Below are 22,993 nucleotides of genomic sequence, written 5' to 3' on the forward strand. Positions count from 1 at the left end.
GAATTTCAGGAACTTGAGTTTCAGGAGATAACCGCGAGCCGTGGATACCATCAACAGCCTTTTCTTGTTTTCGGGTTTCTTGATCGCGCTGAGCATCGTGGCAAGCCGCGTCTCGTCGCGGATCGGCGTACCGCTGTTGGTGCTGTTCCTGGTGCTGGGCATGCTGGCCGGTGAGGAAGGCGTGCTGGGAATCGAGTTCGACGACTACTCCCTGGCATACCTCATCGGGCATCTGGCGTTGGCGATGATCCTGCTCGACGGCGGCTTGCGGACACGCCTCAAGACGTTCCGGGTGGGGCTCAAGCCGGCGCTGTCGCTGGCCACGCTTGGGGTGTTCGTCACCAGCGGGCTCGTCGGCCTGTGCGCCATGTGGGTGTTCGATCTGTCTCTGGTCGAAGGCCTGCTGGTGGGGGCGATCGTCGGATCGACGGATGCCGCCGCGGTCTTCTCGATGCTGGCCGGACAAGGGGTGACCCTCAACGAGCGGGTGGGGGCGACGCTCGAAATCGAATCGGGCACCAACGACCCCATGGCGATCTTCCTCACGATCACGCTGGCCGAGATTCTGGTGGGCAGTGTGGGCGGGGTCTGGCAAACGCTGATGATGTTCGCCTCGCAGTTCGGGCTGGGCCTCGTGTTCGGCGTCGGTGGTGGCTGGCTGGCCGCCAAGCTGCTGCGCTGGCTCGATCTCGCGCCCGGGCTCTATTCCTTGCTGGCGCTTGCCCTGGGCTTTTTGATCTTCGGGGTGACCAGCGTGGCGGGCGGCAGCGGCTTTTTGGCGATCTACCTGGCGGGTCTGATGATCGGCAACCAGCCGGGACGGCATCTGACCCATATCCTGCCGGTTCACGATGGGCTGGCCTGGTTGAGCCAGATCGGCCTCTTTCTGGTGCTGGGGATGCTGGTGACGCCCAGCGAGATGATCGACTATGCCGTGCCTGGCGCGGTATTGGCGCTGGGCCTGATCTTCGTGGCGCGGCCGCTGGCGGTGCTGATCTCGCTCAAGCCGTTCTTCAGCTTCCGGTGGCGGGAAATCGGTTTCATTTCCTGGGTCGGGCTGCGCGGCGCGGTGCCCATCGTGCTGGCGATCTTTCCGGTCATCGCCGGGGTCGAAAACGCGACGCTTTACTTCAACGTGGCGTTCTTCGTGGTCCTGATATCATTGTTGATGCAAGGCGCGTCACTGGCGCGGGTGGCACGCCTGATGCGCGTCGAGGTGCCGGCAGGCGCCACGCCCAACCGCCGTGGTCCGCTGGGCGTGCTGCCCGAAAACGATTACGAGATGTTCGTCTACAAGGTGGAGAACGAAGCGCTGGAAGACGTCCCCATCCGGCTGCTGCGGTTTCCCTCCGGGGCCCTGATTTCCGGGCTGTTTCGTCAGCATGCGATGTTGCACGCCAAGGGCAGCACGCGGCTGAAGCTCAATGACGTCATCTGCGTCATCGGGCGCAGCGATGACTTGCCGGCGCTCAACCGCCTGTTCAACGGTGACGCCACCCTCAAGCGTGAACGGGCGTTCTTCGGTACGTTCACGCTGGATGGAGAAGCCATGATGAGCGATGTGGCGGACGCGTACGGTCTGACGTTGAGCCCCGGTGAGCGGGACATGACGCTGGGCGAATTCGTGGCGCTACGCGTCGGTGGGCATCCCGTGGTGGGGGACGACGTCGATTGGCATGGCTTTCATTGGGTGGTCAATGCCGTGCAGGGCAATCGCGTGACGCGGGTCGGGCTCAGGCTCTATCACTGAAATCGTCATCGATGCGCTCAGGGACCACGCAAGTGGTGTCATCTTGTTCTACGCTGCTTGAATTACCTTTGCTCGCGGAGTTTTCCATGTCCATGCCTCATCGACGCCTTTATCGCTGTCGCGCGTGTCAGGTCGAAGTGTTCATTCAGGCAACGCGCCGCCCGTTGGAATCGCGCTGTCCCGAGTGCGATGCACGGGACTTCGAGAGCGTCGCCCAGGCGGGATCACATCCGCGTGCCACGGTGGATGAGTTGCTGGCGAAGGCGCTGGACAGAGAACGCCGGAATCCCGCGGACATGCCCGGTGAAGTGGAGGACGTCGATGTCCATTGAGGGCGGACGTCACGATTAGACAGGAGTGCGTCGCGTGATTCAGCGTCACGACGCCAACCACCAGGGCCGCGATTTTTTCGTCGGCGATGTCCATGGTCAACTGGCTCTGCTGCAGGCCGAACTCGAGGCCGTCGGTTTCGATCGTGAGCGGGATCGCCTGTTCAGCGTGGGGGACTTGATCGATCGAGGCAGCGAGAGCCTGGCTTGCCTGTCGCTGGCGCTCGAGCCCTGGTGCCATGCGGTATGCGGCAATCACGAAATGCTGGCCTTCGAGGCCCTTCTGGGCGATAACCGGGATAGCCCCCAGACACACGACGCCTGGATGATCAACGGGGGCACCTGGGCCATGACAGCAGCGCACGGCGAAGTACGCGCGATGCTGAAGCGCGCGTTGCCCCACCTGCCTTACGCGAGAGAGGTCACGGTCGAGGGGCGGCGTGTGGGCATCGTCCACGCCGAGCCTCCCGCCGACTGGCGAGATGTCATGCCGCCCTCGCAGGCCTTGCTGTGGGGGCGCACTCGTATCATGCAAGGCGATGAAACGCTGGTGAAGGGGATCGACGCGGTGGTCGTGGGACACACCATCGTCCAGCGACCGATGCGCCTGGGCAATGTCCACTATATCGACACCGGCGCGTTCAATACCGGCAAGCTGACGTTGATCGAGGCGCGCGACTTGCTGCGCGAAGACGTGTCATGCTGAGCGTGTATTGCACCGAGAAGGCGGGTGAAGGGCCTGAAATGAAAAAACGCCCCGAGACCAGTCAGCTGCTGAAATCTCGGGGCGCTTTGATGTGGTGGCGGAGGGACAGGGATTCGAACCCTGGGTAGGCTATAAACCTACGCCGGTTTTCGAGACCGGTACATTCAACCACTCTGCCATCCCTCCGGCTTACGGCGCATACATTACTATCATGTGCTGAAGAGTCAAGCGTCTTTCACAGGAGGGAGCATGAAAAACGCCCCGAGATCAGTAGTTTACTGGAATCTCGGGGCGCTTTGATGTGGTGGCGGAGGGACAGGGATTCGAACCCTGGGAAGGCGTTAACCTTCGCCGGTTTTCAAGACCGGTGCATTCAACCGCTCTGCCATCCCTCCGGCTTACGGCGCAATATACTACCATCGTTTGCTGTTGCGTCAAGAGTCTGTCGTGCTTTCAAGGAGTTAAAACAACGCCCGGGCGTTGAAGATGTGCCTTGCAGTGGGAACCTTGGCGGGGCATTCTAGGTCTACACTTATATTTCCAGCGCCACCGAGGAGAGAGATCCCATGGCATACCGTACGTCGCAAATCGCCGGTCACGAGACGCGATCGGTAAGCACCAACAAGGTGCTGCGCAACACTTACATGCTCTTGGCCATGACATTGCTGTTTTCCGCCGTGACGGCGGGAACGGCCATGGCCATGGGAATCGGGCAGATGAATATCTTCGTCTTCCTGATCGGTGCCTATGGCTTGATGTTCCTGGTGCACAAGACAGCCAACTCGGCGGCGGGGCTTCTGTCGATCTTCGCCTTCACCGGTTTCATGGGCTTCACGCTGGGGCCGATGTTGAGTCTCTATCTGTCGCTGCCCAATGGTCCCCAACTGGTCATGACCGCTCTGGGGATGACCGGGGCCACCTTCATCGGCTTGTCCGCGGTGGCACTGATTACGCGCAAGGATTTCAGCTTCCTGGCCAACTTCATGATCGCCGGTGCGATCGTGCTGGTACTGGCCATGGTCGTGGCGATGATCTTCAACATCACCGCGCTGGCCTTGGCGGTGTCCGCCGGCTTCGTGCTGTTTTCCTCGGCCGCGATCCTGTATCAGACCAGTGAAATCATCCACCGCGCGGGCGAGACCAACTATATCCTCGCGACCATTACCCTGTTCGTCTCGATCTACAACCTGTTCGTCAGCCTGTTGTCCATCCTGGGCTTCGCGTCGAACGACTGATGCATCGGCGAGCGTTCAACGCTTGCAACGATCGGGCCCGCACCTCGTTTGGTGCGGGCTTTTTTGATGCGCGACGGCTGGCGTCAGCCGCGCCATAGCTGAAGCAGTGGGTCGGCAAGACCGTACCAGCGGGCATAGAAGATGCTTCGGCGGCGGGCGTTGGCCAGCGCCGTCGTGTCCAGGGTATCGACGATGTCATGACGCAGGTGCGCAAGGCTGCCGATCTCGCATCGCTCCCGCTTGCCCCGGGCCGGCTGGGAGGCGGCGGGGGCAAGGGTTGATGCGGAGGTCGTCAGTGTGTCGGCAATGCCCGCAGAAGGCGGCATGGCGCGATGCCGGAGTGGCGCCGTGGTGAGCAGAGTGACGGTCATGATCTTGACCTCTACGAGTCAGCGGTGGGCGTGTCCGTACGGAAGCGACACATTCACTTTCAATTTAGCTGGATTTCGTTACGTCTGACGGGCGTTTCACGGGAACCTTGACGATGCTCAGCCTTTGCTGTGTGGCCCGGTAGAGACGCATAAAAAAGCCGCCAGGGAGCGGCGGCAAGGTTGGGGATGCTGCATAGCGGAGATATGGCAGATCATCGAAGCGAGCTAAGGCATGCGATATGTTAGCTTGTTAAAAATATACTAGCTAATATGACGTGCGTCAATGTCCACGCCGACATGGAGCCGGCATTTGCCTTGACCGGGCCGTGTCGAGGACAATATTCGTCCATCCATACCTTGGTGGTGGGGAGCAAGCGATGCGATACGCATTACTCGTGCTGGGAGGACCGTACACTCATCAGGCGGCGCATTCCGCATTGCGCTTCGCGCATGCCGCGATCGCCCGTGGACACCGTGTCGATACGGTCTTTTTCTATCACGATGGGGTCTACAATGCCTCGCATCTGGCGGCACCGCCCCAGGACGAGCCGCATCTGGTCGATGCATGGCGCGCGCTGCATCGGGAACATGGCACGACGCTCCAGGTCTGCGTGGCCGCGGCATTGCGGCGAGGTGTGCTCGACGCCAGCGAGGCCGAGCGTCACGGCAAGACGGGCGCGAGCCTGGAGCCACCCTTCGAATTGACCGGACTCGGGCAGTTGCTCGATGTCGAGCGGACGCATGAGCGCTTGTTGACGTTCGCGCCTTGAACGTCGGCCGTACACCTTCATGTCAGGGAGAATCGTCATGTCAGAACGTGCCGAGGCCGAGCACGGCGACTTGCTGGTGATACTGCGTCATGCACCGCATGGCAGCCTGTGGCTGCGCGAGGCTCTCGACCTGGCCCTGGTCGGCGCGGCCTTTGGTCAGTCGGTATCGCTGTTGCTGATGGGCGATGGCGTCTGGGCACTGCTCCCGGGACAGGGTCAGGGCCCCTTGGGACAGAAGGGCACGCAGAGCACCTTCGACATGCTCGAGATGTATGATATCGAGCGATTGTATGTCGATGCCTCGGCGTTGGCGTCACGCGGTCTGGCGCCGGATGACTTGCTGCTGCCGGTCATCCCTGTGGACGCGGCGAGGTTGCCGGCCGTGCTGGCCGGTCACCGCCAAATTTTCAATTTCTGAACGCTGCCGTGTTGATCGCCAACTGGGCAGCGCCGTGAGGAGACATCCGCGAATGTTGTTGCACTTGCTCAATCGTGCCCCGAGCTCGAGCCACGTCCCCCGGGACGTGCTGCGCGCGATGGGGGCGGAGGATAGATTGATGCTGATCGAGGACGGCGTCTATGGGGCGTTGAATGCCCAGGTGCAACATCTGCCGGGCCTGGAAGGCCGGCTTTTCGCATTGCGCGAGGATCTGGAATCGCGCGGGCTGGCGGGGCGCTGCGATGCCAGCGTGACGATCGTGGACATGGACGGCTTCGTGGCCTTGACCGAAGAAGCCCAGCGCACGGTGAGCTGGTTCTGATGGCAACGACACGACCCGCACGTTATCTCATCGTGGAAGGCCGCGAGATCGCGCTCGATCCGGAAGGATTCCTGGTCGACCTCTCGGTCTGGACGCCTGCCGTGGCCGATGCTCTCGCCGCCGAGGAAGGCCGGACGCTGACTGCCGAGCACTGGGAGGTGCTCGACGTATTGCGGGATTTCTATGCGCGTTATGAAAACGCGCCCGCCATGCGGCCGCTGGTCAAGGCGGTGGGGCAGGCACTGGACCCCGAGAAGGGGCGCTCCTTGCACTTGATGAGGCTCTTCCCCGACAGCCCGGCCAAGGTCGGGGCTCGCCTGGCCGGGCTTCCCAAGCCCACCAACTGTCTGTGACGACGATCGCCTTCACGGCGATTGTCCTTAACCACCATCTCTGGGACGCTGATGAATTTTCTTGCCCATGCCTGGCTGGCGCGTGGCGGCAATGACGCCTTTCTCTACGGCAATATGATTGCCGATGGCGTCAAGGGAGATCCCGGCGCCGGGTGGCCGGCGGAGATCGCCCGCGGGATTCGCCATCACCGTCGCGTGGATGCCTGGGTCGACGCTCATGCCGTGATTCGCGAGGTGCGAGCGCGTGCCCCGCGTCCCCAGCGGCGCGTCGTGGGGATCGCGCTGGACCTGGTGTGGGATCATTTCGTGGCGCGCGATCATGCCGATGCTGCCCTGATCGCGCGCTGTTACCGGGTTCTGGAGAGCCAGGGGACGGCTCCCGATCGCCTGGCGCCGATGATCCCCGTCCTGATCGAGGATGACTGGCTGACACGCTATGCCGATTTCGAGTTCACCTGTCGTGCCATTGCCGGCCTGGGGCGTCGCTTGAGCGGCCCCAATCGGCTCGCCGAGCTGGTGCCCTGGTTGCGCACCGATTATTCCGCGCTGGAGCGAGACTTCCGGCAACTCTGGCCAGCGCTCAATCAGGCATTGAGCGCCGACTAGATCTCGCCTTCAGTCGCCTTGGCGTTTCTTTCACAGCCTGGCAAGAGGCTTTTCCGGTGCCGTCATCATCGGGGGAATGCGTTCTCACTCCGTGAGCCATAGACATTCCACCTGCTCGCCTGCTCGCACGGTCGTGTGCTCGGGGATGACGGCCAGGGCATCCGCCTCGAGGCACGAGGACAGCACGGCGGAGTTCTGATCGGCGAAGGCATGCGCGATGACGCCCTCGGGTGTGAACTCGAGCCCCACGCGCATGTAGTGGCGACGCGCCTGGGTGCGCGTCTCGAAGTCGGCACGCGCCCAGAGTCGCGGCAGCGTGGCCATGCGCGGACAGGCAAGAAAGGCGCCGATCAGCGGGCGCAGATAGACCCAGGCGCCCACGAAGCACGACACGGGATTGCCGGGGAGCCCCACCACCCGCGTCTCGTCGATCCGCCCCAAGGCCAGCGGCTTGCCAGGGCGCATGGCCAGCTGCCAGAGGTCGAGTCGTCCCAGGGATTCCAGGGCGTGCTTGACGTGGTCTTCCTCGCCGACGCTGACGCCACCGGTGGTGACGATGATATCCGCACAGGCGGCGGCGTCGCGCAACAGGCGCTGGGTGGTCGCGAAGTCGTCGGTGACGTGTTCGCGCATGACCAGGTCGGCGCCGAAGCGTTCGAGCAGGCGCGACAGCATGGGGCGATTCGAATTGTGAATCTGTCCCGGCGCGAGCGTCTGGCCGGGCTCGACGATCTCGTCCCCGGTGGAAAGCAGGGCGATGCGAGGGCGGCGGTGGACGGCGACCTGGGTAATGCCTTGCCCGGCCAGATGCCCCAGCGCCGCGGCCTCCAGACGTGTGCCGGCCTCCAGCAAGGGGGTGCCGGCTCGTACATCGCGCCCGCGGCGACGCACGTTGTCACCGCATTCGATATCGCCGGGAATGATGGCCAGCTGCTCATGCATCGTCACGCGTTCTTGCATGACCACCGTGTCGGCGCCCGACGGTATTTCACCGCCGGTGAAGATGCGTGCGCAGGTACCGCTGGCGAGCGGCTCGGGGGCATGGCCGGCGGCGACCCGTTGGCTCACCGGCAAGGCCTGCCCGGCATCGGCGTGGCGCAGCGCATAGCCGTCCATGGCGCTGTTGTCGGCCGGCGGCACGTCGAGACGCGCGGTGACGGTTTCCGCCAGGACGCGGCCGGCGGCTTGCGTGCAGTCGATCCACTCGGGCTCGCTCGGGCTCACGCCGTCCAGCAGTGCCGACAGCGCACGTTCGACGCTTTGCAGCTCAGCCATGCTGACCTCTCCCGGGGATCACGAGATTGGCGAAGTTGCAGGGCTTGTGACGGCTGTCGAGCTGTTCGTGAAGGATGCCGTCCCAGGCGGTACGGCACGCCCCCGTGGATCCCGGGAGGCAGAACACCACGGTGGCGTTGGCCAGGCCTCCCAGGCAACGGCTTTGCACCGTGGAACTGCCGATTTCCTGCCACGAGAGATGACGAAACAGTTCGCCGAAGCCTTCGATGTGCTTGTCGAGCAGGACCTCGATCGCTTCGGGTGTGGAGTCGCGCCCGGTGAAGCCCGTGCCACCGGTGGTGACGATGACTTGCACATCCTCATCGGCAATCCATTGGGCAACGACCGCGCGGATACGATAGACGTCATCCGCGACGATGCGCTTTTCGACCAGCGTGTGGCCGTCGCGCTCGAGGCGTTCGACCAGGGCGTCACCGGAGCGGTCGGTCGCGGCGGTGCGGGTGTCGGAGACGGTCAGCACCGCGATCTTGAGAGGAATGAAGGCGGCCTCGCTCATGCCTGGGTGTCCTTCTTGCGCTGTTGGCGGGCTTCCAGAGCCGCGAGCTGCTCGGGCGTGGCAGGGGCCTGGTAGAGCGCTTTCCATTCGCTGTAGGGCATGCCGTAGACGTGTTCGCGGGCCGTTTCGTAGTCGAGTTCGATTCCCCGCTGTTCGGCGGCAGCCACCAGCCATTTGGAAAGACAGTTACGGCAGAAGTCGGCCAGGATCATCAGGTCGATGTTCTGCACGTCCTTGTTGGCATCGAGGTGATCGAGCAACTGACGAAAGGCGGCCGCTTCGAGTTCGGTGCGCGTACCGGCGTCGATGTGTTGCATGGGAAAGCCTCCTCGCGGGATCTATGGGGTGGTAGGACATCTGCCTGCATCATATCAAAGAGCGACACCGCCCGGGGGCGGTGTCGTCTTGCTGTCGGGGTACGGCATGGCGTTCAGTTGGGCCGGTGAGCCGTCGCCGTGTCGTCCGCGACGGGAGGGTCGCTTTGCTGAGGCTGGCCGGCATTGGCCTTGACCTCTTCGTACCACAAATTGTGGTGCTGCTTGGCCCAGGTTTCGTCGACATAGCCGGTGGCCATGCCTTCCAGGGCGCCCTCGGTCCCCAGGGTCCCGATGTAGATGTGGCCGAGCGCGACGGTCATCAGGATCAACGAGGTCACGGCATGGAACATGTTGGCCCACTGCATGTTGTCACGCGTCTGCCCGAAGATCGGGAAGTCGAGCACGAGGCCGCTGACCACGACCACCAGGCCCACGCTGGCCAGCAACCAGAACCAGACCTTCTCGCCGGCGTTGGCGAAACCGGCGTCCGGGTGCTTGTTGCCGACCATGCCGCCGCCTTGCTTGAACCACTCCCAGTCGTGCTTCTTGGGCAGGTTGACCTTGAGCCACTTGGCGAGCATGACGATCAGCAGGATGCCGAAGACCGGGCCCGCGTAGTTGTGGATCAGCTTGGAGCCCATGATCATGTTGGCCCAGAAGACATCGCCGAAGATGTGACGGAACACGAACTTGCCGTACAGCAGGTTCAGGCCGGTCAGCGAGAGAGCGATGAACAGCGTGGCCACGGTCCAGTGCAGCGAGCGCTCGAGTACCGTCCAGCGCAGGATCTTGCGTCCCGTGCGCTCGTGGTCGAGGTCGTTGCGGCCGACGATCAGGTAGAAGATCACCAGGATGGCGAGCATGCCGCCGACCGCGATGAGACCGGCCGGAGAAATCCACTCGTTGCGGACCTGGCGCCAGGTCTCGCCGCTGGGGTTGATCAGGTTGTAGGTCGAGTCGTGGCGCGAATCGATGAAGTTCTCGCCACTCTTGACCTGCCGCCAGGTGTCGGCGTCGACCGTGCCGACCGCCTGCCCGATCTCTTCATCGGGTTCGGCCGCCGTTGCGGGTGGGGCCAGGCCGGCGGCCAGCACCGCCAGCAACAGCACCGCACCGATCATACGCAGCCGCCATAGGCATTGCATGAGTGTGTGCATGAGCGCTCTCCTCACCCTTCACGTGTGGCGCGGGTGGCGTCGTAGGCCATCTCGTCGAGATTGGCCGAGACATCCGGGCCCGCATTCTGCGCTTTTTCGACCGACGACCAGCCGCCGTCCTCGTGGCCGCGATAGACCACTCGCTGACGAAAGATGTCGGAAATGGTCTGTGCATCACCGGCGAGCAACGCCTTGGTGGAGCACATCTCGGCGCATAGCGGCAGCTTGCCCTCGGCAATGCGGTTGGCGCCGTATTTCTCGTACTCCTCTTCCTTGGTCTCGGCGGGACCGCCGGCGCAGAAGGTGCACTTGTCCATCTTGCCGCGCTCGCCGAATGCCTCTTCCTTGGGAAACTGCGGCGCGCCGAAGGGGCAGGCGTAGAGGCAGTAACCGCAGCCGATGCAGATGTCCTTGTCGTGCAGGACGATGCCGTCATCGGTCTTGTAGAAACAGTCGGTCGGGCACACCGCCATGCACGGGGCGTCGTCGCAGTGCATGCAGGCCACGGAAATCGAGACCTCCGAGGGCATGCCGTCGTCCAGGGTGACCACGCGACGACGCTGGATGCCCCAGTCGGTCTCGTTGGCGTTCTTGCAGGCCGTGACGCAGCCGTTGCATTCGATGCAGCGTTCGGCGTCGCACAGGAATTTCATTTGAGCCATGGTGTTCTCCTCTTGCCGATGAGGCGCGTGGCCTCATCGGCGTTTCAAGCATCGTCGGGTCAGGCGGAGGCTTTTTCGATCCGGCACAGGGTGCACTTGGTTTCCTGCATCAGGGTCACCGGATCGTAGCCGTAGGTCGTGGCGGTATTGGCCGCTTCGCCGAGCACGTACGGGCGCGCGCCTTCGGGGTACTTGTCGGCCAGGCTCTCGCCCTGATAGACACCGCCGAAATGGAAGGGCATGAAGGCCACGTCACGTGCGACACGCGGCGTCACCATGGCCTTGACCTTGACCTTGCCGCCCTCGGGACCGTGGACCCAGACCATGTCGTCGTTCTTGATGCCCAGGTCGTTGGCCTGCGCCGGGTTGATCTCGACGAACATCTCCTGCTGCAGCTCGGCGAGCCACGACATGGAGCGTGTTTCCTCGCCACCGCCTTCGTACTCGACCAGACGTCCCGAGGTGAGGATGATCGGGAACTCCTTGCTGAAGTCCTTCTCCTGAATCGAGCGATACAGCGTCGGCAGGCGGAACAGCGATGCCTTGTCGTCCCAGGTCGGGTACTCGTCGGCGAGATCGCGCCGGCTGGTATAGAGCGGTTCGCGATGCTTGGGCACTTCGTCAGGGAAGGTCCAGACCCGGCAGCGGGCCTTGGCGTTGCCGTAGGGCGCGCAACCGTGCGCGATGGCTACGCGCTGAATCCCGCCGGACAGGTCGGTCTTCCAGTTCTTGCCCTCCGCGGCGGCTTTTTCCTCGGCGGTGAGGTCGTCCCACCAGCCCAGCTGCTTGAGCATGTCGGAGGTGAACTCGGGATATCCGTCGTTGAGTTCCGAATCCTTGGAGTAGGAGCCATCGGCGAGCAGCGGTTGCCCTTCATGCTCGATGCCGAAGCGGGCGCGGAACGGCATGCCACCCTCGGCGACGCTCTTGCTGATGTCGTAGAGGTTGGGCGAGCCCGGGTGTTTCATGCCGGGCTTGCCCCAGCACGGCCACGGCAGGCCGTAGAAGTCGCCATCCGAGGGGCCGCCTTCCGCCTTCAGGGTATCGAAGTTGAAGGTGTGCCAGTTCTTCTGGTGTTCCTTGAGGCGCTCGGGGCTTTGCCCGGTATAGCCCACGGTCCACATGCCCGCGTTGATCTCGCGCAACACGTCCTCGATGACCGGACGGCCGTCCTCGATGGCGAAGTTGCGGGTGAACTCGTCGCCGAAGCCCAGCTTCTGGGCCATGAGATACATGATCTCGTGGTCGGGCTTGGAATCGAACATGGGTTCGATGACCTGATCGCGCCATTGCAGGGAGCGATTGGTGGCGGTCACGCTACCGGTGGTCTCGAACTGCGTGGCCGCGGGCAGCAGGTACACGCCATCCGTGCGGTCATGCATGACGGCAGCGACGGTGGGGTAGGGATCGACCACGACCATCAGTTCGAGCTGACTCATGGCCTTTTTCATTTCCGGGCCGCGGGTCTGGGAGTTGACCGCGTGCCCCCAGTAGAACATCGCCTTGAGGCTGGAGCGCTGAGCGATGTGCTCGTCTTCCTCGAGGACCCCGTCGACCCAGCGCGAGACGGTGATGCCGTTGGAGTTCATCGGCAGGGCACCGTTGTATTCGGTCTGGTCGTAACGGTTCTTGATCCACTCGTAATCGACGTTCCAGACCTTGGCCCAGTGCTGCCAGGCGCCTTCGCTGAGCCCGTAGTAACCGGGCAGCGAGTCGGAGCCCAGCCCCAGGTCGGTCGCGCCCTGGACGTTGTCGTGGCCACGGAAGATGTTGGCACCACCGCCGGAAACGCCGATATTGCCCAGCGCCAGCTCGAGAATGCAGTAGGCACGGGTGTTGTTGTTGCCGGTGGTGTGCTGGGTCCCGCCCATGCACCACACCACGCAGCCGGGGCGGTTCTCGCTGATGCGCTTGGCGACATCGTACATGTCGGCTTCGCTGACGCCGGTGATGCGCTCGACCACGTCCGGCGTGAACTGGGCGACTTCACGGCGCACTTCGTCCATGCCGAACACGCGCTGATCGATGAACTGCTGGTCTTCCCAGCCGTTTTCGAAGATATGCCAGAGCAGGCCCCAGATGTAGGCCACGTCGGACCCCGGACGCAGACGCACGTACTTGTTGGCCTTGGCCGCGGTACGCGTGAAGCGCGGGTCGACGACGATGATCTGCGCCTGATTGCGCTCCTTGGCATGCAGGATGTGCTGCATGGCCACCGGGTGCGCTTCGCTGGGGTTGGAGCCGATGAACAGGATCGACTTGCTGAAGTGCATGTCGTTCAGCGAGTTGGTCATCGCCCCGTATCCCCAGGTATTGGCCACGCCCGCCACGGTGGTGGAGTGGCAGATGCGTGCCTGGTGATCGGTATTGTTGGTGCCCCACAGCGAGGCGAGCTTGCGCATCAAGTAGGCTTGTTCATTGCTGAACTTGGCCGAGCCCAGCCAGTAGACGCTGTCGGGGCCGTGCTGTTCGCGCAGTTCCAGTACCTTGTCGCCGATCTCCTCGATGGCCTGGTCCCACTCGAGGCGCTGCCACTTGCCGTCGACCAGCTTCATGGGATACTTCAGGCGCTGGGTGGAGTGCCCGTGCTCGCGCAGCGAGGCGCCCTTGGCGCAATGCGCGCCCCGATTGATGGGGTGATCGAACGCCGGTTCCTGCTTGGTCCAGACGCCTTCCTGCACCTCGGCGTAGACGCCGCAGCCGACCGAGCAGTGCGAGCAGATGGTGCGCTTGGTTTCGACGGGGGCATCGGAATAGGCCGTCTTTTCCTTGGCACTGGCCGCCTGCATCATGCCATGGCCCATGAAGCCGGCCGCGGCGAGACCGCCGGTTGCCACGCCGCTGCGCTGGAGGAATTGGCGGCGGCTGATGCCGAGACCGCCCTGGCCGGCGGGTTGGGAGGATTTTCGAGTCAATCGCATGGTTATGTCCTCAGTTCCGGTTCTCTCGACCGTTTAGTCGCGCAAGGTGGCGTAAAACGCTTTGACGTGATCGGTCTCGCGGTACGTCGTTTCGTTGTTGTCGGGCGCGTCCTGTTCTTCGTTCGACTGCGCCTGCGCCAGCGTGACGTGACCGACGGCCACGGCGGCACCGGCGGCCACCGTGCCAAGACCGACATTGCGCAAGAAGCGCCGCCGGGCAGGATTGTTCGACGCGTTGTTGTTCGACTCTTTCATGGGACGACTCCTGTGGTCACTGCGCACCGTATCGGCGCCATCAGGCGGGCGGTGTGCGTCATGGGTGCAGGTCATGTGTGGGTATCCCCGTCACTGAACTTGGCCCCTTCACCAAGCGTAGCGGGGGCGGGGGAAAACGTGACGACTTGTGCGTCGGGATCGCTCTGCAGCTGATTGTCCTCGCGGGAAAGAAAGGCCTCTCCCAGGGCGCCGACGCTGGCATAGAACGGGTCCTCGACCTGGGCGAGATCGCGCATGAAGCGCAGTGCCCAGGGGCTCAAGTGGCGCTTGAAGAACGCCGCCTGGGCCTCGGCCCGGGTGTCGATGAGCATGGCCATGACTTCGCACATCGCGGAGAAATGATCCTCGGGCTCCTTGACGTGTGCGGCCCGTTCGAAACCCAGATGCTTGAGGTCATGGCGCAGTGCCACCAGGGGCATCTCCATCAGCGAACCGGTGAGATACCAGGAGGCATACGGCACGAGCTGTCCCTGGATCACGCCGATCAGCAGGCCGAAATGCACATCGTGCAAGGTGCCCGGGTGCGCGTGCCGCGCCGCCAGCGACAAGGAGGCCCAGTGCCGCTTGAGGGGCGATCCTTCGTCGTCGGGCTCCAGCGTGGCGAGGAACGCGAGCAGTTCCTCGTTGGGCGATTCGCGGACCAGGCGTGCCAGCAGCAGATAGATGTCCGCCCGCAGCGCATTGCGTTCCTCGAGCGCCGCGGAGAGCGAGGCGGGCGCCTGGGTCGACTGCGTATCGGCATGCTCGGATGTGGTCATGGTCATACCTTGAGCTGAGCGTTGGGGTCACGCGCCATGTCGTGCCAGATATCCTTGACGCGGCAGTCTTCGCACATCTCGAGACGCTTGATGGCGTCGCCGGCGAAATAAGGGTGCGCGGCCAGCTTCTGCTTGATCGAGGCGATGGTGCTGGCGGTGGCGAAGGGCTTGCCGCAGCTGATGCACTCGAAGGGGGGCTCCTCCTTGACCGTCGCGACGCGGTTGCGCGGCTCGGGGGCGGCCATGAAGCCGGGATGCAGCGCAATGACCTGCTCGGGACATGCGGTCTCGCACAATCCGCACTGCACGCAGGCGCTTTCCTGAAAATTGAGGGCTGGCGACTGTCCGGGGCTGCTGAGCGCCTGGGTGGGGCAGACCGCCACGCAGGCCATGCACAGCGTGCAGTTGTCGGTATCGATGTCGAGGGTGCCGAAAGGTGCGCCCGCCGGCATGGCGACACGCGTCTCCCGGGGCGCGCCGTGCGCGGCGAGGAAGTCGAGAATGGCGTTGAGCGCCTCGCGCTTGCCGTGGGGCCGTGCCGCGTCGAGACGTGTCGCGAGGGGCGCGACGCTCGGCAAGGCATCGCGCGCGTCGGCGTCGCCGGCGTCGAGTGGCACCAGGCGGCGGGTGTCGTGGCCCAGGGCCTCGAGCATGGCGGTGGCCTGCGCGTGCTGATCGCGTACCAGGCTCGCCAGTGACGGCGGCAGGGCATCATGCATGACGATGCGCACCTCGGCGGCGCCCCGGGCAATGGCGCCGAGCCAGTGATCCAGCCCCGCCGCGCCGAGCTCCTCGAGGGGCACGTCGAGCACATGGCCTGCGGGGGCGTCGGGCTCGCTGGCCTGAGTCTCCTGATCCAGGAAGCGCACGACGGCGGTGTCGCCTCCTTCGGCATGGTACGTCGCCAGCAGGCGCGTGATGTAATCGTCCAGGCGCTCCGGCGTGGGCAGCGCATAGCGAATGGCCCCGGTGGGGCAGGCACTGGTGCAGCTCCCCGCGCCGTGACAGCGGAACGGGTCGATGACGATCTCCTGCTTGACGCTGGAGATGGCGTCGGCAGGGCATACGTCGAGACACCGGGTGCAGCCGCTCTGGCCGCGGCCCGCATGGGCGCAGAGGGCGGCGTCGATCTGAAAATAACGGGGCTTCTCGAATTCGCCGATGCATTCCTGCAGGTCGCCCAGGGCTTGTTCCAGCGGTGTCGTCGCCGTCACGCGGTGGTAACCCGGCGGGGGGAGCTCGTAATGCATCAAGGGCGACGCGCCGAGATCGAGCACGGCGTCGAAATGGTCACGGCCGATCGTCGCCTTGGAGAGGAGGGGACCATTCTCGCCGGCGGTCATGCGAAAGGCGCCGAGATAGCCCTCCAGCCGCGGTGTATCGCAGGCGATGTAATGCGCGTTGGCGATGTCGGATGCCTCGTCACCGTCCTCCTGCGTCGCGATCAGCGTCACGCTGGCGAGTTCGCTGTCCGCGAGCCGGCCGGCCGCCCGGCGAATCGCGTCCGCCGGGCCCACGATGGCGACATGACCGTGGCTGACGTAGCTCACGGTGGGCGGGGCGAGATTCTGCGGCCATGATACCTGCTGCAGAGCAGCCTCTCGGGCAGCGGCGTTGCGCGCGTCGTCGTTCAGCGCTCGCGTATCAATGAACTGGGGCATGTCACCTCATCAGCTTGGTCTGGCACGGGTCAGGGTCGTGCTATGCCATCTTCGTGGCTTGTTTGATGGGCTCGATCTGTGCCGAGCTCCTGTGCCGTGGGGCTATCTATCATGTGCAGATAAAGTTCCCATTCTCCGGGCAAGCGAAGGGCCTGCTGGGCAAGATAAGGGAGCGTCAGGCCCGTCGCGGCATGCGGGATGGGTCAAGTTGACGCACCCGGGGGCCGGAGTGGGTCATTTGGTGCCTTTTCCTCGTCGGCCAGCGCGCTTCGCTCGGTCTGGGCCACGTCCTCCGGCGACGTGGCGTTCGCGTCATCCTCCGCCGCCGGATCGGCAGGCTGCACTGTCGAGGGCTCGGATGCGGGGTCGTCGGGCGAGAGCACCTTGTCGCGTTCCTGACGCAGCCATTGACGCATGCGCTCGCCCGTCTCGGGCGCCATTTGCGTCAGTTGCGAATAATCGTCGTCGTAATCGTCGAGCCCGTCGCGCACGTTGTAGTTGCCGACCTTGAACATGCGGCGCAGCGCGCGGCGTTTGAGCATGTCGCCGACACCCGGCAGCAGGAAGGCTCGGAAGTCGTCCCCGGCGCCCAGCGCGTCGGGATCGGGCAGTTGTTCGTCCAGCGGGCGCTCCGGGTCATAGCCGGGAATCAACGCAGCGGCGCGCGTCGAGGGCTCGGGCGCTGTCTCGGCGGCTTCGTCGCTTTCGGTCTCGTCGACGGCGGGCTCCTGCGGCGCCTGGTGAGCGCTTTCGTGCTTGCGCCGCGACCAGCGTTGCATAAAGCTCATGGGGTTACTCCTGGTGCTGGCGAGCGCGTCCGGCGCCCGCGCGTTTCTTCTTGCGACCGGCCTCGATGCGCTCGCCGTGGCGTGCCAGATAGGCCTCGAGCCAGGCTTGTATCGCCAGTGGCATCGGGGCATCGAGGACCTGGGTGTCGCCGTCCAGCCAGTTGGCGGCGACATCCTGGCTTGCGGTCATCTCGCGTGGCTGGGGTCCCTCGTCGGTGGCTTCGCAACGCACGAACAGGCGTGGCTGCTGCGAGTCGAGGTTGAAGCGATAGGCCGTGCGTTCGGTCAACATCAACGTGAGGGGCAGGACGTAGGGGCCATTGTCGTGACAGCCCATGGAGGCGATATGCCAGGCCAGCGAGGTAAACCCCTTGACCTCCTGGCGCTGGCTCGCCAACGCGAAGCTGATATGTCGCAGATTGTCGTCGGACGCCATCTCGTGTCTCCCTGTGGCATGCATCGTGTGGCGGTATCGAGACCGTCATCACCCGTGTCTTCATCATATAGCAAGCGGCGTGCCTGACAGGCAGGAAAATACGCTGTCGTTGTGGCGTCAGTTGGATTTCCCTTGGGCATGCGTGTCGTGCTTTGGGTATCCTGACGTCACGAAAGAGGAGGAAGCATGTCCAACGCAGTGCAGAGCCAGGTAGTGCTGAGCCGGGCGCGGATGCCAACCACGCTGGAAATCACGGTGACCGACGAGTACGGCCAGTCGCGTCGTCAGGCCATCGCCGCCGAGCGTGCCTTGACCGTCTACTTGAATCGCCAGGAGATCGTCACTCTGATGACGCTGGGCGCCGAGCCGGAAGCGCTGGTGCTGGGGTATCTGCGCAACCAGGGCTTGCTGAGGCGGGTGGAGGACGTCGAGGCCTTGCAGGTCGACTGGGAGGTCGAGGCAGCGGCCGTGGTGACGCGGGCCTTGCCGGAAGATCTCGATGCACGCCTGGCGCAGCGAACCGTGACCACGGGGTGTGGCCAAGGCACCGTATTCGGGCGTCTGCTCGACGCCACCGATCTGCATCCGCTGCCGAACGCGGCGTTGTCGCAGGCGGTGCTCTACCGCCTGCTCGACGACCTGGGGCGCTTCAACGAGACCTATCGCAACGCCGGCGCCGTGCATGGCTGTGCCCTGTGCCGTCAGGATCGGGTGCTGGGATTCGTCGAGGATGTGGGGCGCCACAATGCGGTGGATACGCTGGCCGGTCGGCAGTGGCTGGCGGCCCTGGGCGAAGGCGCGCCGGAAGATGCCGAGCTGGCCTCGGCCGACATTTTCTACACCACGGGACGGCTGACCTCGGAAATGGTGCTCAAGGTCGCGCAGATGGGGATCAGCGTGCTGGTCTCGCGCTCGGGCATGACCCAGAAGGGGGTCGAGCTGGCCAAGCGCTTCGGCGTGCTGCTGGTGGCCCGCGCCAAGGGGCGGCATTTCCAGGTCGTCGATGACCAGGCGCGCCTGGTGCTGGATGCCAAGCCCGCGCCGCGTCCCGGCGACAAGGCGGCAACGCGCCGCAAGGGCGACGCATGAACGATACGTCCTCGACTTCGCCGTTTCTCAACGTGCATCAGGTCGCCGAGCTGCTGCACCTCAACGAAAAGAAGATCTATCAGCTCGCCAGCGATGGGGCGATCCCGTCCACCAAGGTGACAGGCAAGTGGCTGTTTCCGCGGCGCCTGGTCGAGCAGTGGATTCTCGAGTCCTGCCACCACGGCGTACTGGCCGATCGCTTGATGGTCACCGGAAGCGACGACCCGCTGCTGTCGGCGCTCATCATGCGCCTCAATCAGCAGCAACAGGGACATGCCTTCTACGGCTACAGCGTGACCGGCACGCAACTGGGCCTGTCCCTGCTGTCTCAGGGGCGTGCGGATGTCTGCGCGATTCACTGGGGGCGGGCCGAGGAAAGCGAGTTGCGCCACCCGGCACTGGTACGAAGCCACAGCGGTTATCGGCACTGGGTGCTGGTGCGCCTGTTCCGTCGCAGCCAGGGGCTGATCATTCGCCCCGAGGATCGACATCAGCCACATGACCCGTCGGGACTGTTCGGCGCCGGACGTCGCTGGGCGGTGCGCCAGGAGGGAGCGGGGTCGCAACGCTTTCTCAAAGAGTGGCTGGCGGGCCACCAGTTGCGGCTCGAGCAGCTCAATACCCACGCCGTGGCGTACAGCGAGCGCGAGATCGCCTCGTTGATCGCCCGTCACGATGCCGATATCGGGCCGGGCACCTTGTCGGCTGCCAATGAATTCGGCCTGGGGTTCATCCCCATCACCGAGGAAGCGTTCGATCTGGTGACGCCCCGCAATGTGTACTTCCGTTCCCTGTTGCAGCAGATGTTCGATTATCTGCACAGTGCTGCCGGCCTGGCGCTCGCTCAGTCGCTGGGCGGCTATACGCTGGCCGAGTGTGGCAAGCTGCTTTGGCGGGGCGACGACGTTCAGCATACCTGACTGATTCGCCGGGAAAACAGGGGGCGATGTCCGGTTGTATCGCGGGACAGGGACGGTTATTTTTCCGTCGGGCGTACATTATTTGAAACGATGCCTCGCCCCGACTTCAATAACGTAGTTCCAATAAAACGTAGTTCCAATAATGAGTATCGCGATGAATCGAACGAAGGCTTCTCAAGGGGCAAGCGAACTGACTCGCGTGCTGGCGCGCAAGGACGTGCTGGCACTGGCGTTTGGGGCCATGGTCGGCTGGGGCTGGATCGTCATGACCGGCAACTGGATCCAGTCGGCAGGGAGCATGGGCGCCATTCTGGCCTTTCTCATCGGCGGCGTGGCCATCGTGCTGGTCGGGTTGACCTACGCCGAACTGGCCTCGGCGATGCCGCAGGTAGGGGGGGAGCATGTGTACAGCTATCATGCGCTGGGGCATTTCGCTTCCTTTCTGTGTACCTGGACCATCGTGCTCGGCTACATGAGCGTGGTGTCGTTCGAAGCCGTGGCGTTGCCCACGGTATTCGAGAACCTGTTCCCCGGCTATGCCGTCGGCCATCTCTGGACGATTGCCGGATGGGACGTCAAGGCTACCTGGGTGGCGGTCGGCGTCATCGGCTCGGTGATCATGATGGCGATCAACTACATCGGCATTCGCACGGCGGCCCTGGTGCAGAAGCTGGTGACCGTGCTGATTCTGGTCGTGGGCGTGATGTTCATCACGGGAGCGCTCTTCACCGGCGAGACCGTCCACATGGAGCCGTTGTTCAACGTCGAGAGCGGCCTCGTGGGCGGCATCATGACGGTCATGATCATGGTGCCGTTCATGTTCGTGGGCTTCGACGTGATTCCCCAGGCAGCGGAGGAAATCAATCTACCGTTTCGCGACATCGGCAAGGTGCTGATGATCTCGGTCATCCTGGCGGTGTTCTGGTATGCGTTGATCATCCTGGGGACGTCGCTGATGCTCGATCCGCAGGCGCTGGAAGCCTCCACGCTGGCGGTACCGGATGCCATGCAGGCCGTTTTCTCGGCGCCCTGGGCCGGCAAGCTGATGGTGCTGGCAGGGATCGCCGGCATCATCACGAGCTGGAACGCCTTCTACATCGGCGGCTCCCGCGCCGTTTACGCCCTGGCGCACGCGGGCATGCTGCCGGCCTTTCTGGGCAAGCTGCATCCGCGTTACAAGACGCCCAGCAATGCGGTGATCATGATCGGCGCCGTGTCGTGCCTGGCGCCGTTCTTCGGGCGTCCGATGCTGGTGTGGCTCGTCGATGCCGGCGGGCTGGGCATCGTCATCGCGTACCTGTTCGTGGCCTTGTCTTTCCTGGTGATGCGTCACAAGCGTGCCGACATGCCGCGCCCCTTCAAGGTGCGCTATGGCAAGGCGGTGGGCATCGTCGCCGTGCTTCTGTCGCTGGGAATGGTGAGCCTTTACCTGCCGGGCAGCCCCTCGGCGCTGCTGCCGATCGAGTGGGTCGTCTTCGGGGCCTGGATGCTGCTGGGACTGGGGATGTATCTCTGGTCGCGTCGGCGCTATGGCGTGGCGTACAGCGATCGCATGATGGCGCGCGAACTCTCCGGTGACAGCGCGGTGAAAGACATCGAGTGATTGTCGCCGTGCATGAGTCGCCACGATGACAAGACGCCCGGCCTCGTGCCGGGCGTCTTGCGTCAGGCGTTCTCGCCTCGCGTGCAGACCGAGAGCACGACGGCGTCCGTCTCGCTGACGGAGATCAGGGCGTGTCCCATGTCGCTGTCGAAGTAGATGCTGTCGCCCTGGGCAAGGTGCAGGGGTTCGTAAAACTCGGTGTAGAGCCATATGTCGCCGTCGAGCACCATCAGGAACTCTTCTCCGTCGTGGCGCACCCATTCGCTGAACTCGTTGAAGTCCCGCGCACGCACGATGGTCTTGAACGGGATCATGCGCTTTTGTGCCAGCTGCCACGACAGCAGCTCATGCTCGTAGGTCGGGGTGGGATGCTGCTTGCCCTCGCCGACACGTGTCAGGTCGCGGCGTCCCAGGGTACGCGATTGCGGTTTGGGTGGCGTGAGCAATTGCGGCAGGTCGATCCCGAGGCCGCCGATGAGCTTCTGCACGGCACTGAAGGTAGGCGATATCTGGTCGTTCTCGATCTTGGAAAGGGTCGAGCGTGCCAGTCCCGTGCGCTGACTGACGTCTTCCAGTGTCCAGCGGTTGGAGAGGCGGATTTCCTTGAGGCGCTCGCCAAGGCGTAGCGGCTCCACGAATGCTTTGCGTCCGGAGGCGATACGCAGAGCGGCTTCGCTATCGGTCTGGGTGGCCATGGCATTCCACGATAGGAAATAAAGTTTCCAGCAGGATACCACAGCCGCGAGGGGGCGGCGCGAGGGGGCTTGTCAGGGATGGCCCAGCGGCAAACCCAGTAGCGCCTTGAGGTGGGCCTCGACGCTGGTGGCCAGGGAGTCCAGGTGATAACCGCCCTCGAGGGCGGACACCAGGCGACCCTCGGCATAGACGCGGGCGATATCGAGCGCCAGCTGCGTCACCCAGTAGTAGTCGTCTTCGAGCAGGTTGAGGCCGCCCATGGGATCGTCGCGATGCGCGTCGAAGCCCGCCGAGAGCAGAACCAGCTGCGGCTTGAAGGCTTGCAGGGCGGGGAGCCACTGGGCCTCCACGCGCCGGCGAAACTCATGACCATCGGCGCCTGCCGACAGCGGCGTGTTGAGCACGTTGTCCCATTGACCCTGCTGATAGCGCCAGGGATAGAAGGGGGACTGGAAGCTCGAGCAGATCAACACGCCTGGATCGTTCTTGAAGATGTCGACCGTTCCGTTGCCCTGATGGACGTCGAAATCGAGTACCGCGACACGCTCCACGCCATGACGCTGTCGCGCATGCGCAAGCCCCACGGCGATATTGTTGTAGAAGCAGAAGCCCATGGCCGTGCCGCGCTCGGCATGATGACCGGGCGGACGCACGGCGCAGAAGACATTGTCTGCCTGATGACGGAACACCTGGTCGACGCCCCGCACGACCGCACCGGCGGCCAGGCGTGCGGCGGTCAGGGTGTCCTGGCCCATGTGCGTGTCGCCGTCCAGCTCGTGCAGGCCTTGCGTGGGGGCGTGCGCCTCGAGGGCATCCAGATATTGCAGGGAGTGCGCCAGGGCCAGGGTCTCCCGCGTCACGGGCGGTGCATCGGACTGCATGGTGTGGGTCAGGATGCCGGTCAGGGCCAGACGCGCCCGAATCGCCTCCAGACGCTTGGGGCTCTCGGGATGCGTCGGCCCCATGAGGTGCCGCATGCAGTGGGGATGGGTAATGTATGCCGTGATCATGCGGGTCTCCGTCCAAAGGACACCAT

General features: G+C 64.0%; 26 protein-coding genes and 2 tRNA genes. 12 read left to right on the forward strand and 16 right to left on the reverse strand.

What is annotated here, in order from left to right:
- The first annotated feature begins 40 nt into the window (after positions 1–40).
- From ABGX75_RS11905 to ABGX75_RS11915, 3 genes are all read left to right on the forward strand, one after another.
- Complete coding sequence (locus ABGX75_RS11905; protein WP_011507228.1) at positions 41–1,750, forward strand: potassium/proton antiporter; 1,710 nt, start codon at positions 41–43, stop codon at positions 1,748–1,750.
- Between the two features lie 86 nt (positions 1,751–1,836).
- Positions 1,837–2,082, forward strand: a complete 246-nt coding sequence (locus ABGX75_RS11910) for a hypothetical protein (RefSeq protein WP_011507227.1) — start codon at positions 1,837–1,839, stop codon at positions 2,080–2,082.
- Between the two features lie 34 nt (positions 2,083–2,116).
- Positions 2,117–2,785: a metallophosphoesterase gene (locus tag ABGX75_RS11915; protein WP_347411416.1), complete on the forward strand. Its 669-nt coding sequence runs from the start codon at positions 2,117–2,119 to the stop codon at positions 2,783–2,785.
- Between the two features lie 95 nt (positions 2,786–2,880).
- Here ABGX75_RS11915 and ABGX75_RS11920 read toward each other — a convergent pair.
- Positions 2,881–2,971 (reverse strand) — tRNA-Ser (locus ABGX75_RS11920).
- Between the two features lie 119 nt (positions 2,972–3,090).
- Positions 3,091–3,180, reverse strand: a tRNA-Ser gene (locus ABGX75_RS11925).
- 171 nt (positions 3,181–3,351) lie between these two features.
- On the opposite strand from ABGX75_RS11925, the gene ABGX75_RS11930 reads away from it, so the two are divergent.
- On the forward strand, positions 3,352–4,020 hold the full coding sequence (locus ABGX75_RS11930) for a Bax inhibitor-1/YccA family protein (protein ID WP_035409767.1): 669 nt from the start codon (positions 3,352–3,354) through the stop codon (positions 4,018–4,020).
- Positions 4,021–4,103: 83 nt separating this feature from the next.
- On the opposite strand, the gene ABGX75_RS11935 is transcribed toward ABGX75_RS11930, so the two are convergent.
- Positions 4,104–4,391, reverse strand: coding sequence for a hypothetical protein (locus ABGX75_RS11935; protein WP_347411417.1), 288 nt, complete (start codon positions 4,389–4,391; stop codon positions 4,104–4,106).
- Between the two features lie 377 nt (positions 4,392–4,768).
- Between ABGX75_RS11935 and tusD the strand changes: the two genes are divergently transcribed.
- Genes tusD through ABGX75_RS11960 form a run of 5 tightly spaced genes read left to right on the forward strand, consistent with a single transcriptional unit; the run spans position 4,769 to position 6,881 of the window.
- The gene (tusD, locus tag ABGX75_RS11940) at positions 4,769–5,161 is read left to right on the forward strand and encodes a sulfurtransferase complex subunit TusD (protein ID WP_011507223.1); all 393 of its coding nucleotides are present in this window, start codon (positions 4,769–4,771) and stop codon (positions 5,159–5,161) included.
- A 37-nt stretch (positions 5,162–5,198) separates the two neighbouring features.
- Positions 5,199–5,579, forward strand: a complete 381-nt coding sequence (gene tusC, locus ABGX75_RS11945; RefSeq protein ID WP_011507222.1) for a sulfurtransferase complex subunit TusC — start codon at positions 5,199–5,201, stop codon at positions 5,577–5,579.
- Positions 5,580–5,631: 52 nt separating this feature from the next.
- Positions 5,632–5,922, forward strand: a complete 291-nt coding sequence (gene tusB / locus ABGX75_RS11950; RefSeq protein ID WP_011507221.1) for a sulfurtransferase complex subunit TusB — start codon at positions 5,632–5,634, stop codon at positions 5,920–5,922.
- Complete coding sequence (locus ABGX75_RS11955; protein ID WP_347411418.1) at positions 5,922–6,275, forward strand: TusE/DsrC/DsvC family sulfur relay protein; 354 nt, start codon at positions 5,922–5,924, stop codon at positions 6,273–6,275. The genes tusB and ABGX75_RS11955 overlap by 1 nt, the downstream gene beginning before the upstream one ends.
- A gap of 51 nt (positions 6,276–6,326) precedes the next feature.
- On the forward strand, positions 6,327–6,881 hold the full coding sequence (locus ABGX75_RS11960) for an ACP phosphodiesterase (protein ID WP_224114337.1): 555 nt from the start codon (positions 6,327–6,329) through the stop codon (positions 6,879–6,881).
- A gap of 84 nt (positions 6,882–6,965) precedes the next feature.
- On the opposite strand, the gene glp is transcribed toward ABGX75_RS11960, so the two are convergent.
- The 11 genes from glp to ABGX75_RS12015 form a co-directional block, all read right to left on the reverse strand.
- Positions 6,966–8,156: a gephyrin-like molybdotransferase Glp gene (glp, locus tag ABGX75_RS11965; RefSeq protein ID WP_347411419.1), complete on the reverse strand. Its 1,191-nt coding sequence runs from the start codon at positions 8,154–8,156 to the stop codon at positions 6,966–6,968.
- Positions 8,149–8,673, reverse strand: coding sequence for a molybdenum cofactor biosynthesis protein B (moaB, locus tag ABGX75_RS11970; RefSeq protein WP_011507217.1), 525 nt, complete (start codon positions 8,671–8,673; stop codon positions 8,149–8,151). Before moaB ends, glp begins: the two co-directional genes overlap by 8 nt.
- Complete coding sequence (locus ABGX75_RS11975) at positions 8,670–8,990, reverse strand: DUF1244 domain-containing protein (protein ID WP_011507216.1); 321 nt, start codon at positions 8,988–8,990, stop codon at positions 8,670–8,672. Before ABGX75_RS11975 ends, moaB begins: the two co-directional genes overlap by 4 nt.
- A gap of 113 nt (positions 8,991–9,103) precedes the next feature.
- The gene (locus ABGX75_RS11980) at positions 9,104–10,147 is read right to left on the reverse strand and encodes a formate dehydrogenase subunit gamma (RefSeq protein ID WP_011507215.1); all 1,044 of its coding nucleotides are present in this window, start codon (positions 10,145–10,147) and stop codon (positions 9,104–9,106) included.
- Between the two features lie 11 nt (positions 10,148–10,158).
- Entirely contained in the window at positions 10,159–10,809 is a 651-nt protein-coding gene (fdh3B, locus tag ABGX75_RS11985; RefSeq protein ID WP_011507214.1) for a formate dehydrogenase FDH3 subunit beta, read from the reverse strand.
- Between the two features lie 59 nt (positions 10,810–10,868).
- A complete protein-coding gene (locus ABGX75_RS11990; RefSeq protein ID WP_011507213.1) occupies positions 10,869–13,730 on the reverse strand; it encodes a formate dehydrogenase subunit alpha in 2,862 nt (953 codons plus the stop codon).
- 33 nt (positions 13,731–13,763) lie between these two features.
- Complete coding sequence (locus ABGX75_RS11995; RefSeq protein ID WP_011507212.1) at positions 13,764–14,060, reverse strand: twin-arginine translocation pathway signal; 297 nt, start codon at positions 14,058–14,060, stop codon at positions 13,764–13,766.
- Positions 14,057–14,764: a molecular chaperone TorD family protein gene (locus ABGX75_RS12000; RefSeq protein ID WP_011507211.1), complete on the reverse strand. Its 708-nt coding sequence runs from the start codon at positions 14,762–14,764 to the stop codon at positions 14,057–14,059. The genes ABGX75_RS11995 and ABGX75_RS12000 overlap by 4 nt, the downstream gene beginning before the upstream one ends.
- 2 nt (positions 14,765–14,766) lie before the next feature.
- Positions 14,767–16,425, reverse strand: a complete 1,659-nt coding sequence (locus ABGX75_RS12005; RefSeq protein WP_301969087.1) for a 4Fe-4S binding protein — start codon at positions 16,423–16,425, stop codon at positions 14,767–14,769.
- A gap of 203 nt (positions 16,426–16,628) precedes the next feature.
- On the reverse strand, positions 16,629–17,213 hold the full coding sequence (locus ABGX75_RS12010) for a DUF3306 domain-containing protein (RefSeq protein ID WP_011507209.1): 585 nt from the start codon (positions 17,211–17,213) through the stop codon (positions 16,629–16,631).
- A 4-nt stretch (positions 17,214–17,217) separates the two neighbouring features.
- Positions 17,218–17,649, reverse strand: a complete 432-nt coding sequence (locus tag ABGX75_RS12015; protein WP_052046540.1) for a DUF3305 domain-containing protein — start codon at positions 17,647–17,649, stop codon at positions 17,218–17,220.
- A gap of 186 nt (positions 17,650–17,835) precedes the next feature.
- On the opposite strand from ABGX75_RS12015, the gene ABGX75_RS12020 reads away from it, so the two are divergent.
- The 3 genes from ABGX75_RS12020 to ABGX75_RS12030 all read left to right on the forward strand — a co-directional run bounded on the left by ABGX75_RS12020 (position 17,836) and on the right by ABGX75_RS12030 (position 21,261).
- Entirely contained in the window at positions 17,836–18,738 is a 903-nt protein-coding gene (locus tag ABGX75_RS12020; protein ID WP_011507207.1) for a formate dehydrogenase accessory sulfurtransferase FdhD, read from the forward strand.
- Entirely contained in the window at positions 18,735–19,658 is a 924-nt protein-coding gene (locus tag ABGX75_RS12025) for a helix-turn-helix transcriptional regulator (protein ID WP_011507206.1), read from the forward strand. The genes ABGX75_RS12020 and ABGX75_RS12025 overlap by 4 nt, the downstream gene beginning before the upstream one ends.
- A 154-nt stretch (positions 19,659–19,812) precedes the next feature.
- Positions 19,813–21,261, forward strand: coding sequence for an APC family permease (locus ABGX75_RS12030; RefSeq protein ID WP_043558316.1), 1,449 nt, complete (start codon positions 19,813–19,815; stop codon positions 21,259–21,261).
- A gap of 62 nt (positions 21,262–21,323) precedes the next feature.
- Here the strand turns inward: ABGX75_RS12030 and ABGX75_RS12035 are convergent, their stop codons facing one another.
- Positions 21,324–21,956, reverse strand: coding sequence for an XRE family transcriptional regulator (locus ABGX75_RS12035; RefSeq protein WP_011507204.1), 633 nt, complete (start codon positions 21,954–21,956; stop codon positions 21,324–21,326).
- Between the two features lie 72 nt (positions 21,957–22,028).
- Positions 22,029–22,967, reverse strand: coding sequence for a histone deacetylase family protein (locus tag ABGX75_RS12040; protein WP_110061384.1), 939 nt, complete (start codon positions 22,965–22,967; stop codon positions 22,029–22,031).
- Positions 22,968–22,993 lie beyond the last annotated feature (26 nt).

It is taken from the genome of Chromohalobacter sp., from assembly GCF_039830575.1.
Lineage (GTDB): Bacteria > Pseudomonadota > Gammaproteobacteria > Pseudomonadales > Halomonadaceae > Chromohalobacter > Chromohalobacter israelensis.